At 65.4% G+C, this 13,963-nt stretch carries 15 protein-coding genes; 12 read left to right on the forward strand and 3 right to left on the reverse strand.

Features of this window, described 5'->3' with window-relative positions:
- Positions 1 to 210 precede the first annotated feature (210 nt).
- Genes KSS96_RS12590 through KSS96_RS12600 form a run of 3 tightly spaced genes read left to right on the forward strand, consistent with a single transcriptional unit; the run spans position 211 to position 2,361 of the window.
- The gene (locus KSS96_RS12590; protein ID WP_017530228.1) at positions 211 to 855 is read left to right on the forward strand and encodes a secretin and TonB N-terminal domain-containing protein; all 645 of its coding nucleotides are present in this window, start codon (positions 211 to 213) and stop codon (positions 853 to 855) included.
- Complete coding sequence (locus KSS96_RS12595) at positions 852 to 1,397, forward strand: RNA polymerase sigma factor (protein ID WP_017530229.1); 546 nt, start codon at positions 852 to 854, stop codon at positions 1,395 to 1,397. Before KSS96_RS12590 ends, KSS96_RS12595 begins: the two co-directional genes overlap by 4 nt.
- A gap of 37 nt (positions 1,398 to 1,434) precedes the next feature.
- On the forward strand, positions 1,435 to 2,361 hold the full coding sequence (locus tag KSS96_RS12600; RefSeq protein WP_217856379.1) for a FecR family protein: 927 nt from the start codon (positions 1,435 to 1,437) through the stop codon (positions 2,359 to 2,361).
- A 26-nt stretch (positions 2,362 to 2,387) separates the two neighbouring features.
- On the opposite strand, the gene KSS96_RS12605 is transcribed toward KSS96_RS12600, so the two are convergent.
- Both KSS96_RS12605 and gspH read right to left on the reverse strand, forming a co-directional pair.
- The gene (locus tag KSS96_RS12605; protein ID WP_065878540.1) at positions 2,388 to 2,981 is read right to left on the reverse strand and encodes a PulJ/GspJ family protein; all 594 of its coding nucleotides are present in this window, start codon (positions 2,979 to 2,981) and stop codon (positions 2,388 to 2,390) included.
- Entirely contained in the window at positions 2,978 to 3,430 is a 453-nt protein-coding gene (gene gspH / locus KSS96_RS12610; protein WP_017530232.1) for a type II secretion system minor pseudopilin GspH, read from the reverse strand. Before gspH ends, KSS96_RS12605 begins: the two co-directional genes overlap by 4 nt.
- 93 nt (positions 3,431 to 3,523) lie before the next feature.
- Between gspH and KSS96_RS12615 the strand changes: the two genes are divergently transcribed.
- On the forward strand, positions 3,524 to 3,955 hold the full coding sequence (locus tag KSS96_RS12615) for a type II secretion system protein N (protein WP_017530233.1): 432 nt from the start codon (positions 3,524 to 3,526) through the stop codon (positions 3,953 to 3,955).
- On the opposite strand, the gene gspI is transcribed toward KSS96_RS12615, so the two are convergent.
- Complete coding sequence (gene gspI / locus KSS96_RS12620) at positions 3,942 to 4,307, reverse strand: type II secretion system minor pseudopilin GspI (protein ID WP_017530234.1); 366 nt, start codon at positions 4,305 to 4,307, stop codon at positions 3,942 to 3,944. The two genes, KSS96_RS12615 and gspI, sit on opposite strands and share 14 nt — an antisense overlap.
- Positions 4,308 to 4,455: 148 nt before the next feature.
- On the opposite strand from gspI, the gene gspG reads away from it, so the two are divergent.
- From gspG to KSS96_RS12660, 8 genes are all read left to right on the forward strand, one after another.
- On the forward strand, positions 4,456 to 4,905 hold the full coding sequence (gene gspG, locus KSS96_RS12625; RefSeq protein WP_017530235.1) for a type II secretion system major pseudopilin GspG: 450 nt from the start codon (positions 4,456 to 4,458) through the stop codon (positions 4,903 to 4,905).
- An 8-nt stretch (positions 4,906 to 4,913) separates the two neighbouring features.
- A complete protein-coding gene (gene gspK / locus KSS96_RS12630) occupies positions 4,914 to 5,792 on the forward strand; it encodes a type II secretion system minor pseudopilin GspK (protein WP_158555756.1) in 879 nt (292 codons plus the stop codon).
- Positions 5,789 to 6,859, forward strand: a complete 1,071-nt coding sequence (gspL, locus tag KSS96_RS12635) for a type II secretion system protein GspL (protein ID WP_065878542.1) — start codon at positions 5,789 to 5,791, stop codon at positions 6,857 to 6,859. Before gspK ends, gspL begins: the two co-directional genes overlap by 4 nt.
- Positions 6,852 to 7,361 (forward strand): type II secretion system protein M, encoded by a 510-nt coding sequence (locus tag KSS96_RS12640; RefSeq protein ID WP_017530238.1) that lies wholly within the window; start codon positions 6,852 to 6,854, stop codon positions 7,359 to 7,361. The genes gspL and KSS96_RS12640 overlap by 8 nt, the downstream gene beginning before the upstream one ends.
- Positions 7,358 to 9,658 carry a type II secretion system secretin GspD gene (gspD, locus tag KSS96_RS12645; RefSeq protein ID WP_217856381.1) on the forward strand — a complete coding sequence of 767 codons (2,301 nt, stop codon included), beginning with the start codon at positions 7,358 to 7,360 and terminating at the stop codon, positions 9,656 to 9,658. Before KSS96_RS12640 ends, gspD begins: the two co-directional genes overlap by 4 nt.
- Positions 9,655 to 11,073 carry a type II secretion system ATPase GspE gene (gene gspE, locus KSS96_RS12650; RefSeq protein ID WP_017530240.1) on the forward strand — a complete coding sequence of 473 codons (1,419 nt, stop codon included), beginning with the start codon at positions 9,655 to 9,657 and terminating at the stop codon, positions 11,071 to 11,073. The genes gspD and gspE overlap by 4 nt, the downstream gene beginning before the upstream one ends.
- Positions 11,073 to 12,284 (forward strand): type II secretion system inner membrane protein GspF, encoded by a 1,212-nt coding sequence (gene gspF / locus KSS96_RS12655; protein ID WP_017530241.1) that lies wholly within the window; start codon positions 11,073 to 11,075, stop codon positions 12,282 to 12,284. The genes gspE and gspF overlap by 1 nt, the downstream gene beginning before the upstream one ends.
- 336 nt (positions 12,285 to 12,620) lie before the next feature.
- On the forward strand, positions 12,621 to 13,802 hold the full coding sequence (locus KSS96_RS12660) for a substrate-binding domain-containing protein (protein ID WP_217856383.1): 1,182 nt from the start codon (positions 12,621 to 12,623) through the stop codon (positions 13,800 to 13,802).
- Positions 13,803 to 13,963: the final 161 nt, after the last annotated feature.

Raw genomic sequence — 13,963 nt, forward strand, 5'->3', positions numbered from 1 at the left:
CTCCTGGCGGGCCGCGGGAGTGGGCCGGTAAGGCTGCAAAGTGTAGTGCAGCGGGCTGCTCGTCACCGTGATGTTTTTTTTGCTATCACCGTAACATCAGGTTCATAAACGGGCCTCAGGATGACGGTTTTCTAGGGTGCGTCGGCCGTGCAGCGATGCGGAGCAGGGGGTGAACAGGGAGCCTGTCGGCGCGCCGTATGCGCCCTGGGCTTGCTGTTGCTGCTGATCGGCGGTCGCCTGGCGCAGGCAGAAGCACCGCTGTTGCTGCTGAACCTGCCGGCGCAAGACCTGGAGCCTGCACTGCAAGCGTATAGCCGCGCCACCGGCATGGCCGTGCTGGTAGACCGCGAGCTGACGCGGGGCCGGCGCGCCATCGGGGTGCGCGGGCGCTTTACGGCGCAGGAGGCTCTGGCGATGTTGCTGACAGGAAGCGGCCTGATGGCACGTTATGCACGCGGCGATGCGTTTACCTTGCAGTTGCCCGAGGTCAGCCAGCCGCCGCCGGCCCATGGCGTGGCGGCGCGCAATGCCGCGCGGATCAATAACAGCTATGCCACGGCCTTGCAGCAGGCCATCGAAACCAGCCTGTGCCGGTCGCCCCTCACGCGCCCCGGCAGTTTTCGCGCGCTGGTGCAGGTGTGGGTCAACCGTGAGGGGCTGATCGAACACAGCCGGCTGGTCAGCTCCACCGGCGACGAACAACGCGATGAAGCACTGGTACGCAGCCTGGGCACTGCACGGGTGGAGCGCCCGGCGCCCAGTTCATTGCGCCAACCGGTGACTTTACTTTTGATGCCCGACACAACAGGAACGCGCATGGAATGCACAGCAGCAAAAGGAGCCTGGGGCGGATGAAAAATACCGGGCACAGTACGATGGTCAGCTTGTTCCTGGCCTCCTACGAAGACTTCAAGGTCCGTTTGCGCAAGCGCCTGGGCTCGGAGGACCTGGCCAACGACGTGCTGCACGAAACGTACCTGCGCGTCGACCGCATGGACATGCCGCCGAACCTCGCGCAACCCAACGCTTACCTGTACCGCATGGCCCTGAACATCGCCGCCGACCGCCGCCAGGCCGACGCGCGTTTGCTTACCGGCAGCGAGGTGGAAGAGCTGCTGCAAAGTGCCGATGAAGCCCAGGACCCGTCGCGGGTGGTGGGCGGCCAGAAAGAAATCCAGTCCCTGGTCAAGGCCCTTTACGAACTGCCGGCGCGCCGACGCAAGATCCTCATCGCCGCGCGCCTGGAGGAGGCGCCGCACCTGGAAATCTCCCAGCGTTTCGGCATTTCCACGCGCATGGTCGAAAAGGAAATCAAGGCCGCCCTGGGCCACTGCGCCAAGCGCCTGGAAAGAAAAGTCATCCAGCGGTTCGGTCCCGGGGCCGGAAAACCGTCTTAGTGTTGAGTCCCTGATAAAACCGTGAGTACGTGCGCGCTTGAACATTTTTAGCTTCTCCATCGCCCGGCAAAACGCCGCCAGCCCCTTGCACGACGAAGCCCGCGACTGGCTGGTTCTGCTGACCTCGGGCCGCGCCACCGTGGCCGATGCCAAGGCGCTCAAAGCCTGGTGCGCCCAGAGCCCGGAGCATGCCCAGGCGTTCGAGCGCGCCAAAATGTTGTGGCGGCACGTGGGCGCGGCGGCCGAAACGGCGCAGCGCCCGCGTCAGTTTGGCCGGCGCGCGTTCCTGGGCGGCGCCATTGCGGCGTCGGCGGCGGTAGTGATGGTGCGGGTCGGCGTGCCGGGTGGTTTTGCCGGGCTCACGGCGGACTATCGCACCGAGGTCGGTGAGCAGCGGCATGTGCTGTTGAGCGAGGGTGTGAGCCTGGAGCTCAATACGCAGACGCGCATCAGCCGGGTGGGCCAGGGTATCGAATTGCTTGAGGGTGAAGTCGAAGTGCTCGCCCAGGCTGTACAGCCGCTCAAGGTCCAGGCCGCCGAGGGCTGGATGAGCGCGGCGCAGGCGCGGTTCAACGTGCGGCACACCGATCGCACGGTCTGCGTCACCTGTATCGACGGGGCGCTGTCGGTGGACATTGGCGGCCATCGTGTGAACCTGGGCAGTGGCCGGCAATTGAGCTACGGCGCGGCCGGCATCAGCGAAGTGACGAGCGTGGACACCCAGGCGGTGGTGGCCTGGCGTGAGCAGGTGCTGGTATTCAACAACGCCACGCTGGCGACGGTGGTGGATGAAATCAACCGCTACCGGCCGGGAATGCTGGTGCTGCTCAACCAGGAACTGGGCCGGCGCCGGGTGCAGGCGCGGTTCAGTTTGCAGCAATTGGCGGGGGTGGCGCTGTTGATTCGGGATGCGTATGGGGCCAAATGTACCGAGTTGCCCGGTGGCGTCGTGCTGTTGAGCTAGCTCAGCGGCAGCTCAGGCATCAGGCCTTATCGCAACGGCCCGATTACCTGCCGATACCGCTCCACCCCTTGCGGCGTCTGGCGCACCAGGTTGATCTCCAGTCCCAGCGGGTCTTCGCGCCGGTTGCCGCTCAACTGCCGCCACCCCTTGTCCGTTTCCCATACCCGTACCTGCACGTCACTGACCCCGCTCAACACCACCACGCCGTCTTTGGCCGGCGGCAGCGGGAAGCGATCCCGTGCAGGCGCCGCCGCGCGGTACAGGCTGTCGCCCTTGAGCCACCAGCGCACGCGTTGCAGGCCATCGCCGGCCACCGGGGCGCTGCGAATCACGTCCAGGCGAAAGCCTTGGCTGTCGGAACTGCGCACCGTTATGGCCGCGAGCCCGGCGGCCTCGTCCTTGGGCCCGGTCAGCTCCACGCCGGCGCGCAGGCTGATGTCCCGTTGCATCTGGTTCAACACCCGCAGCAGCGCTTCGGTCTGCTCGGTGCTTGCCTGCACGTGATGGTCGGCACGGGTCACGCTGTCGAGACCGCGCCAGGCGATCAGGCTGACCACGGCCATCAGCATGATCGCCACCATCACTTCGATCAGGGTGAAGCCTTGCTGGGGTTTGTTCATGGCTGGCTGACCACGCGCATCAAGCCTGCCGCGTCCCGTTGCAGGCTGAGGCTGTGTTGGCCGTCGGACAGCACTAGGCGCAGCGGCGGGTTGATCCATTCTGCGTCGAGCACCAGGGTTTGCCGGGGTTCGAGGTTGATTTGCATCGGCGTGCTCTCCCATGCGCGCGGGCGCAGTTGAGCGTCGCCCTGGAACCCTTCCATCGCTGTCCCGTCATCGCTGCGGCGGTTGAAGCGAAAGCCCTTGGCGTCGGCGCGCCAGGTGATCGGGCGGCCGTCGGCGCGGGCTTCGGCCTGGGCCACTTGCAGCAGTTGGCTGAGGCGCTCGGCGTCCTTGCGCAGCAGGTGCAGTGGGTCGGGCTTGATGCTCAGGCTGATGGCGGCACTGGCGATGCCGATGATCACCAGCACTACCATCAGCTCGATCAAGGTAAAGCCAGTTTGTTTCATCGCGGGGCACCTGCTGAACTGGTGAGGTTGTGAAATAAAAACGTGCGAATTGAGCTGTAGGCTGATGCCACGGACAAACAGGAGGTCCTGCTCATGGCGTTTTCCCTGCGATTTTCAGCGGCACAGGGCGTGCAGGTCGGCGCGCTGCTCGCGGCCTTGGCCGGCGTGGCGGTATGGGCGCCGCTGCTACTCACCAATGCCCAATCCCATACGCCCCAGGCCACCCCGCAGGCATTGGCGGCACGCAGCGATAACCCGGCGCTGCAATGGTTTGCCAATGCGCCGACGGCGTTGCAGGTCAAGGTCACCGGCGTGCTGGCCGGGGCGCGCGGCGCGGTGGCGATCCTCAGCCTCAACGACGGCCCGCCGCGCAGTTTTCTGTTGGGTGAGCGCCTCAGCCCCGGCGTGCGCTTGACCGCCATCGAAGGTGACGCGGTCGAGATTGAGCGTGGCGGCGAGAAGCTGCGCGTCAACCTCGATAAGCTGCCGGACGCGCCCGCCTTGCCACGGCTCACTCGGCCATGACCTGAGTGGCCAGGCGCGCCAGGGGCGGTGCTTCGCGGCTGGCATCCAGCACCAGCACCGAAACCTGAAACAGCGGGCCATCGGCGCTGACAGTTTGCTCGCACCGCAGTTTCAAGCGCCCTTGGTCGCATTCGAAGGTGTGCTTGCCGCTGCGTAGATGGCCCTCCAGACGCACCTGCGCCAGGCGACTCTGCGCCGCCAGCAACGCTATCGATTTGTCGCGCAACACGCCGTTGCTCTGGGTCATCAACCCGGCCACGCGCACGGCGGCGGCCATGGCCACGGCGATGATCGCCAGCGCCACCAGCACCTCGATCAGGGTAAATCCTCGCTCGTTGCGGTGGCCGTGCATGGCACTCTCAAAACCTGGAAACAGGCCCGCAGACTAGCGCCCTGAGTTGACCGATTGGCGACCGAAACTCCCGAGGATTTTCAATACGACTGACATGTGTTCTTGCAACACTGCGCCACGAAATGCACTCAACCCAAGGAATGTCGAGATGGATATCGCGCGCCTAACCCGCCCATTGCCAGGCCCTCGCGGCCAGCGTGGCTTCACCCTGATCGAGATCATGGTGGTGGTGGTCATCCTTGGGATCCTGGCGGCGATGGTGGTGCCCAAGGTACTCGACCGCCCGGACCAGGCGCGGGCTACGGCGGCCAGGCAGGATATCGGCGGCTTGATGCAGGCGCTGAAACTCTACCGCCTCGACCACGGCACTTACCCGAGCATGAACCAAGGCCTGAAAGTGCTGGTGGAACGCCCGGCGGACGCCAAGAACAACACCTGGCGGGCCTACCTCGACCGCTTGCCCAACGACCCCTGGGGCCACCCGTATCATTACCTCAACCCGGGCGCCAACGGTGAAGTCGATGTGTTCTCTTTGGGCGCCGACGGCCAGCCGGACGGCGATGGCGTGAATGCCGATATCGGCTCCTGGCAGCTATAAGGCGCGCCATGAAACGGTATTCGCCCGCAGCGGCGAAGCAGCGCGGCATGGCGATTATCAGCGCGTTGCTGATCGCGGCGGTGGTGGCGGTGCTTGCCGGCGCCATGTTGACGCGCCAGAGCGTGTTCACCCGCAGCCTGGAAGCCGAGCAATCGCGCATCCAGGGTCAATGGTTGTTGCAAGGCAGCCTCGAGCGCACTCGACACATGCTGTGGGAAGCACGCCAGAAGGACGTGCTGACCCGTCTCGACCAGCCCTGGGCCCGCGCCCAGGGCGGTGCGTTCACCGGCCGGGTGGAAGACGAACAGGGCAAGTTCAACCTGCGTAACCTGGTCAACCGGCGACAGGTGGATGCCGAGCAGTTGCAAAGCTTCGAGCGCCTGTGTCGGCTGATCGGGGTCGACCCGGCGGTAAGCCGGCGCGTCAGCCAGCGGGTGATCGCATCGTATGACCAGCTCGATCAGCCCGCCGGCTACCCGATGCTGCGCAGCCTGCATGACCTGAGCGGTATCGACGGCCTCGACCCGGCGCTGTTGCAGCGCATGCAGGCGTATATCAGCGTGCTGCCCGATATCACCTGGGTCAACGGCAACACCGCCCGCGCCGAAGTGCTCAGCGCCGTGGTGCCGTCGTTGAATCTGTCCCAGGCCCAGGCGTTGGTGGCCGAGCGGGATGCCGGGCATTGGTTTATCAACCGGGGGGACTTCGTCAACCGCCTGCACTTGCCCCAAGTGGCGGTGGATGCGGTACAGGTGGGCATCACCAGCGAGTGGTTTCGCCTGCAAGGCCAGGCGCGCCAGGACCAACGCAGGGTGACCCTCGACGCGTTGCTGCATCGCCCGGAAAACCAGCGGCCCCAGGTGATCTGGGCGCGGGTGGGCGTATGAAACGCTTGCGCATTGGCTTGCCGCCGTTGGCTGATTTGACCGTGGACAGCCGCGTGACATTTGCCTGGCTGGAGCGCGACAGGGTGGTGTGCGAAGGTCATGAAAGCCTGGCGCGGCTGGGCAAAAACCACCCGGCAGTGGACTGCTTTCTGCATCCCCGCGACAGCCTGCTGACAAGCCTGGAGCTGCCACCATTGGCCGCCGCCAAAACCGCCGCCGCCGTGGCCTGCGCGGCGCAGGCGTTGATCCTGGGGCCGCTTGAGGCGATGCACGTGGCCCATGGCCCGCGCGAAAGCGATGGGCGCGTGCAGGTGGGTTGGGTGCCCAAGGCCGGGCTGGCGCAACTGAGCCAGGTATTGGCGCAGGCGCAGCTCAGGTTGCGTGGCCTGTACCCGGCGCCCTATGCCTTGCCGGCAGGAGCTGCGACGCTGGACGAAGGGTATTTGTTGACGCGCGACAGCCTGCAACAAGCGGCGGTGCATCCATTGGGTGTGCAGGTGCTGGATGTGCCGCTGGTGGACGCGTCGCAGCGTTGGGCCGGTGCCGTTCCCGCGTGGGGCTTGCACGCTCGTCTTCGCCAACCGTCCAGCGGCGGCTGGGGCAGGGCGCTGGGGTGCGTCGCGCTGGCCACGGCCATCTGGAGCCTGGGCCTCAACCTCTATGCGGCCCGCCAAGTCGAAGAGGGCCAGCGGCTCAAGGCCTTGATGAGCCGCCAAGTGCGCCAGGCGTTTCCCGAATTGCCGGTGGTGCTCAACCCGTTGCAACAGGCGCGTCAACAATTGGCCGCCCGCCAGGCCGGCGCCGCCGCCGACCCCGGCCAGCGCTTTCCCGGCCTGCTGCAACTGGCGGGCAGCCACCTGCCGTTTATGGTGGGCAGCGTCGATACGTTGACCTTTGAACAGGGGCGCCTGCACCTGCAAATGCTCGCCGACAGCCGCAGCCCCGCCGCCGAGGGCGAGTGGCAAGCCGCGTTGGGCCAGGCAGGGTTTGCCGCCACGCGCGATGACCACGGCTGGAGCATCGCGCCGACGCCCGCCGCTGAACAAGCGGAGGTTGGCGATGAATAAATGGCAGCGCATGCGCGGCCAGGCCAACGTGTTCTGGAACGGCCTGGCCGTGCGTGAAAAACGCATGCTGGCCGGTGCCGGCCTGGTGCTGGCGAGCCTGTTGAGCTGGTTAGTACTGGTGCAGCCCGCGCTGAAAAAAATCGACTACTGGCAAGCCGAAACGCCCAAGTTACGCGCCCAGGCCGCCGCCTTGCAGGTGCTGTTGCAGGACGTCGCCGCGCCTCGGCTCGCCGATGAAACCGCGCTGCGCCAGACCCTGGACAGTGCCGGCCTGCAAGGCCATTACCAGGTGCAGGCGCTGGGCTCCGGTTGGCGGCTGACCTTCGATAACGCCCCGGCAGACGCCGTGGTGGGCTGGTTGCTGGGCAATCCCCGTTCGTTTTCTCTGGAGGTGTCCGAGGCGCGCTTGCAACGTGCCGTGGATGCCGTCGACACCTCGGCCGGCACTGTGTCCGGGACCGTTCGCATGGATCAGGCGCTTGGCGCTAAGGAAGCTTCATGAAGTGGTCAGTCCCGCCGTTTCGCACCGTTGCGCCATTGCTGTTGCTGGCCCTCAGTGCGTGCAGTACCCAGGAGGCCGCCAAGCCGTTGCTGGTGGACAGCGAACTCGGCCAGCCGCTGGCCGACACTCGTCGCCATGGCGATACCGTGCTCGATCGCCAGCGCGACGCCGTGCCCAAAGCCGCCGCACCCCACCGGCTGACCAACAGCGCCCGAGGCCAGGCGCCGACGACCGTCAAGGCGCGCAACCCGCTGGGCGACCAGTCGGTGCAACTCAACTTTGTCGAGGCCGATATCCAGGCGGTGGTGCGCGCACTGTCCCGCGCCACCGGCCAGCAGTTCCTGGTGGACCCGCGCGTAAAAGGCAACCTCACCCTGGTCAGCGAAGGCCAGGTTCCCGCACACCAGGCTTACGACATGCTGCTGGCCGCGCTGCGCATGCAGGGCTTCAGCGTGGTGGACGTGGGCGGCGTGGCCCAAGTGGTGCCAGAGGCCGATGCCAAGCTGCTTGGCGGGCCGATGTACAGTGCCGGCAGCAGCGGCATGCAGACCCGCACCTTTCGCCTGCAATACGAAAACGCGGTGAACCTGATCCCGGTGCTGCGCCCCATCGTGTCGCCCAACAACCCGATCAATGCCTACCCCGGCAACAACAGCATCGTCATCACGGACTACGCGGAGAACCTCGCGCGGGTCGCGCAGATCATCAGTGGCATCGACACCCCGAGCGCCATCGATACCGATGTGGTGCAGATCCAGAACGGCATCGCCGTGGACATCGCCGCCATGGTTGCCGAGCTTCTGGAAACCCAGGGCGCCGACCAGACCCAGAAAATCAACGTGATCGGCGACCCGCGTTCCAACTCGATCATCATCCGCTCTGGCAGCCCCGAGCGTACCGAGCTGGCGCGCAACCTGATCTACAAACTCGACAACGCCCAAAGCAACCCGAGCAATATGCACGTGGTGTACCTGCGCAATGCTCAGGCGGGCAAGTTGGCGCAGTCGCTGCGCGGGTTGCTCACCGGGGAAAGCGAGTCCGGCGTCAGCGACGACGCCCGCGGCAAGCTCAGCAGCATGGGCGGCAGCGGCCAGAACAGCGCGCAAGGCGGCGCGGCCCAGAACAGCAGTGGCACGCCCACCGGCAGCGGTGTGTCGCCGGGGTATGGGCAAACCAACTCGACCACCGGCAGCAACAGCACCTCCAAGGATCAGGACACCGCCTTCAGCGCCGGCGGCGTGACCATCCAGGCGGACGCCACCACCAACACCTTGCTGATTTCCGCGCCGGACCCGCTGTACCGCAACCTGCGCGAAGTGATCGACATGCTCGACCAACGCCGCGCCCAAGTGGTGATCGAGAGCCTGATCGTCGAAGTGGGCGAGGACGACGCCACCGAGTTCGGTGTGCAATGGCAGGCCGGCAACCTGGCGGGCAAGGGCGGCTTTGGTGGCGTCAACCTCGGCGGCAGCGGCCTTGCGACCACCGCCAAGACCAGCCTCGACGTGCTGCCCAAGGGCCTGAACGTCGGCGTGGTCAACGGCACCGTGGATATTCCGGGGATCGGCAAGGTGCTCGACCTCAAAGTGCTGGCCCGTGCGTTGAAGAGCAAAGGCGGCACCAACGTGCTGTCCACACCCAACCTGCTGACCCTGGACAATGAAGCGGCGAGTATTTTCGTGGGGCAGACCATCCCGTTCGTCACCGGCAGTTACGTCACCGGTGGCGGCGGCACCAGCAACAACCCGTTCCAGACCGTGCAGCGTGAAGAGGTGGGGCTCAAGTTGAACGTGCGCCCGCAGATTTCCGAGGGCGGCACGGTCAAGCTGGATATCTACCAAGAGGTCAGCAGCGTGGACACGCGCACCTCGGTGGACGCGGGCACGGTGACCAACAAACGCGCGATCGACACCAGCATTTTGCTGGATGACGGGCAGATCATGGTGCTTGGCGGGTTGCTGCAGGACGGTTACAGCCAGAGCAACGACGCGGTGCCGTGGCTCGCTGATATTCCGGGGTTGGGCGCGTTGTTTCGCAATGAAAAGCGCAGTCTCAGCAAGACCAACCTGATGGTGTTCCTGCGGCCCTACATCATTCGCGACAGTGGGGCGGGGCGCAGTATCACGTTGAACCGCTACGAGTTCATGCGCCGGGCCCAGGGTGGGTTGCAGCCTGAGCACAGCTGGGCGATGCCGGACGTGCAGGCGCCGCAGCTGCCGTCGGTGGAGAAGGCGATTCCCGGCCAGCAGGGGCCCAGGGCGGTAATCCGGGCGGTGCCGGTAGGTACGCAACCATGAGCCTGCTCCCCTACGCCTGGGCCAAGTCCCAACGCATCCTCCTGCGCCCAGGCGAAGAGGGCATGCTGCTGACCGTCTGCCCTTCAACCCCTGGCTGGTCGATCAGCGAAGTTCAGCGCCAATTCGGCCAGGCGCGCGTCGAGCAGGTGCGCGACGACGAACTCGACGGCCTGCTCACCGGTGCTTATGCCGACACCGGCAGCGCCGCGGCTGTCGTGGGCGCCGCGGAAAACGAGGTGGACCTGGACCGCCTGATGCAAGACATGCCCGAGATCACCGACCTGCTCGACACCCAGGACGGCGCGCCGGTGATCCGCATGATCAACGCCTTGCTCACCCAGGCGGCACGGGATGAAGCCAGTGACATCCACATCGAACCCTATGAAACCCATTCCGTGGTGCGCTACCGCGTCGACGGCACGCTGCGCGATGTGGTGTCGCCGCGCAAGGCGCTGCACGGCGCGTTGGTGTCGCGGATCAAGATCATGGCCCAGCTCGATATTGCCGAAAAACGCCTGCCCCAGGACGGGCGCATCGCGCTGCGCGTGGCCGGGCGGCCGATTGATATTCGCGTGTCGACGGTGCCCACCGGGCATGGCGAGCGCGTGGTCATGCGTTTGCTGGACAAGCAGGCCGGGCGTTTGCAACTGGAAACCCTGGGCATGGCCCCGGCATTGCTGGCGCGTCTGGACACGTTGATTCGCCAGCCCCACGGCATCGTGCTGGTCACCGGCCCTACCGGCAGCGGCAAAACCACCAGCCTGTACGCCGCCCTGGCGCGGCTGGATGCGAGCACCAGCAATATCCTGACCGTGGAAGACCCGGTGGAATACGACCTGCCCGGCATCAGCCAGATCCAGGTCAACGCCAAGATCGACATGACCTTCGGCCTGGCGCTGCGAGCGATTCTGCGCCAGGACCCGGACATCATCATGATCGGCGAAATACGCGACCTGGAGACCGCGCAGATCGCCGTGCAAGCCTCGCTCACCGGCCACTTGGTGCTCGCCACCCTGCACACCAACGACGCCGTGTCGGCGGTCAATCGCTTGGTCGACATGGGCGTCGAACCGTTCCTGCTGGCCTCGTCGTTGTTGGGCGTATTGGCGCAACGGCTGGTACGGCGGCTGTGCCCGCACTGCAAGCAGCAAGACCCGGCCGCGCCCGGCATGTGGCGCCCGGTGGGGTGTGCCCATTGCAATCAGATCGGCTACAGCGGGCGTACCGGTATCCATGAATTGTTTTGCGTCGACGATGACGTGCGCAGCCTGATCCACCAGGGCGCCAATGAGCAGGACCTGCGCCTGGCCGCGCGCCGCGCCGGAATGTTGAGCCTGCGTGAAGACGGCGAGCGCTGGGTGCGCAGCGGCGCCACCGCGCCCGAAGAAATCCTGCGCGTGACACGGGACGCCTGATGAATCGCTATCGCTATGAAGCCGCCGATGCCAACGGCAAGGTCGAGGCCGGGCATCTGGAAGCCGACAGCCAGAGCGGGGCGTTTGCGCTGCTGCGCAGCCGTGGCCTGACGGCGTTGCGGGTGCAGGTCGAAGGTACTCGGCAAGCGGCTGCCGGCGGCGGTCTGTTTACGGCGAAACTGTCGGACAACGACCTGGCCTGGGCCACGCGGCAACTGGCGAGCCTGCTCGGCGCGAGTTTGCCGTTGGAAGCGGCGCTGAGTGCCACGGTGGAGCAGGCAGAGAAAAAGCACATTGCCCAGACCCTGGCCGCCGTGCGCGCCGATGTGCGCGGCGGCATGCGCCTGGCCGATGCGTTGGCGGCGCGGCCACGGGATTTCCCGTCGATTTACCGCGCCTTGATCGCGGCGGGGGAGGAGTCCGGCGACCTGGCCCAGGTCATGGAGCGCCTGGCGGACTACATCGAGGAGCGCAACAACCTGCGCGGCAAGATTCTCACCGCGTTCATCTACCCCGGCGTGGTGGGGTTGGTGTCCATCGGTATCGTGATTTTTTTGCTCAGCTACGTGGTGCCCCAGGTCGTCAGCGCGTTTTCCCAGGCGCGCCAGGATCTGCCGGGGCTGACCCTGGCGATGCTCAACGCCAGTGACTTTATTCGCGCCTGGGGCTGGCTGTGTTTTGCCGGCATTGTCGGCGGTTTTTGGGGCTGGCGCCTGTACCTGCGCAACCCGGTGGCGCGGCTGAACTGGCATAGCCGCGTGCTGCGCCTGCCCCTGATCGGGCGCTTTGTGCTGGGCCTTAACACCGCCAGGTTTGCCTCGACCCTGGCGATCCTCGGCGGTGCCGGGGTGCCGCTGCTGCGCGCCCTGGAAGCGGCGCGGCAAACCTTGTCCAACGAGCGCTTGAGCCAGTGCGTCAACGACGCCACCGCCAAGGTGCGCGAAGGGGTCAACCTGGCCCCGGCGCTGGCGGTGGAAAAGGTCTTCCCGCCGGTGCTGATCCACCTGATCGCCAGCGGCGAAAAGACCGGCTCGCTGCCACCGATGCTTGAGCGCGCGGCGCAAACCCTGTCGCGGGATATCGAACGCCGGGCCATGGGCATGACCGCGTTGCTGGAGCCGCTGATGATCGTGGTGATGGGCGCGGTGGTGCTGGTGATCGTGATGGCGGTGCTGTTGCCGATCATCGAGATCAATCAGTTGGTCACCTAGGTCAGCGGAGCGAACTCGGGTTCCTCATCCTGTCATGTTTCAACCGCTCGACACGCTCCGTGCGGTCTCCAGCCCAGGGTTGCGAAGCCGTACTGAAACGCCGCTGTCACGTGGGCCAAAACCGCTCGAAAGCATGACCAAAACACCCGAGAATCTTTTTAAAATCAAGCGCTTCCTCCCGAGGTTTTTTCCTATATCTGTCATCGGAAACTGCGAGTTTCGTTCCCATGGTTTTCACCCAGGCCACCCCCCGCGTACCGGCCTGGGACCGAAGCCATGGCGTCATGCAAGAGCCATCTACCCCAAACGTACAAACACGACGAAAGGAGATTCTTCATGTTTAAGCGCAACGTTCTCGCGGTATCCATGACCCTCGCCGCACTGTGCTCGGCCCAGGCTGCACTGGCTGACATCAACGGTGGTGGTGCAACCCTGCCACAAGCGCTGTACCAGACTTCCGGCGTGCTGACTGCCGGTTTTGCCCCGTACATCGGCGTGGGCAGCGGTAACGGCAAGGCCGCCTTCCTGAACAACGACTACACCAAGTTCCAGGCCGGCGTGACGAACAAGAACGTGCACTGGGCGGGCAGCGACTCCAAGCTGAGCGCCACTGAGCTGTCGACCTACGCGTCTGCCAAGCAACCGACCTGGGGCAAGTTGATCCAGGTGCCGTCGGTGGGGACTGCGGTCGCTATTCCCTTCAACAAAAGCGGCACCGCAGCGGTTGACCTGAGCGTCAGCGAGCTGTGCGGTGTGTTCTCGGGGCGTATCACTGACTGGAGCGGTATTTCCGGTTCCGGCCGTACCGGCGCGATCACCGTGGTCTACCGTAGCGAAAGCAGTGGCACCACCGAGTTGTTCACCCGTTTCCTCAACGCCAAGTGCGCTGAAACCGGCACCTTCAATATCTCCACCACGTTCGGCACCAGCTACACCGGTGGTTTGCCTGCCGGCGCCGTTTCTGCCGCCGGCAGCCAAGGTGTGATGACCGCATTGGCCGGCGCCGACGGTGGTATCACCTATATGAGCCCTGATTTCGCGGCCCCAACCCTGGCCGGTCTGGACGACGCGACCAAAGTGGCACGTGTCGGCAAGGACGTCGCGACCAACACTGCGGGCGTTTCGCCTGCCGCCGCTAACGTCTCCGCTGCCATCAACGCCGTACCCGTGCCGGCCTCCACCGAGCGTGGCAACCCGGACGCCTGGGTTCCAGTGTTCGGTAAAGCCAACACCGCCGGCGTGCAGCCTTACCCTACCTCGGGCTACCCGATCCTGGGCTTCACCAACCTGATCTTCAGCCAGTGCTACGCCGATGCCACCCAGACCAGCCAAGTGCGTGATTTCTTCGCCAAGCACTACGGCGCCTCCAACAACAACGATGCAGCCATCACCGCCAACGCTTTCGTGCCGCTGCCAACCGCTTGGAAAGCCACCGTTCGCGCCAGCTTCCTGACCGCGAGCAACGCCCTGAGCATCGGCAACACCAACGTCTGCAACGGTATCGGTCGTCCGCTGTAACCCTCGCTTTCAACGACCTGCACCACCTGATCAGCAACGGCCTGCGCCGTTGCTGATTTTTTGCGTGGGTGCCCGCCGTTACCAGCCCTATGTGAACTTTGCATGACATAAGTTCAGTCCCGTCTCCCGCCAACCGCCTAACCCTCATACGTGAGCCTGTC

Source organism: Pseudomonas asgharzadehiana, assembly GCF_019139815.1.
In the GTDB taxonomy this organism is placed as follows: Bacteria; Pseudomonadota; Gammaproteobacteria; order Pseudomonadales; family Pseudomonadaceae; genus Aquipseudomonas; species Aquipseudomonas asgharzadehiana.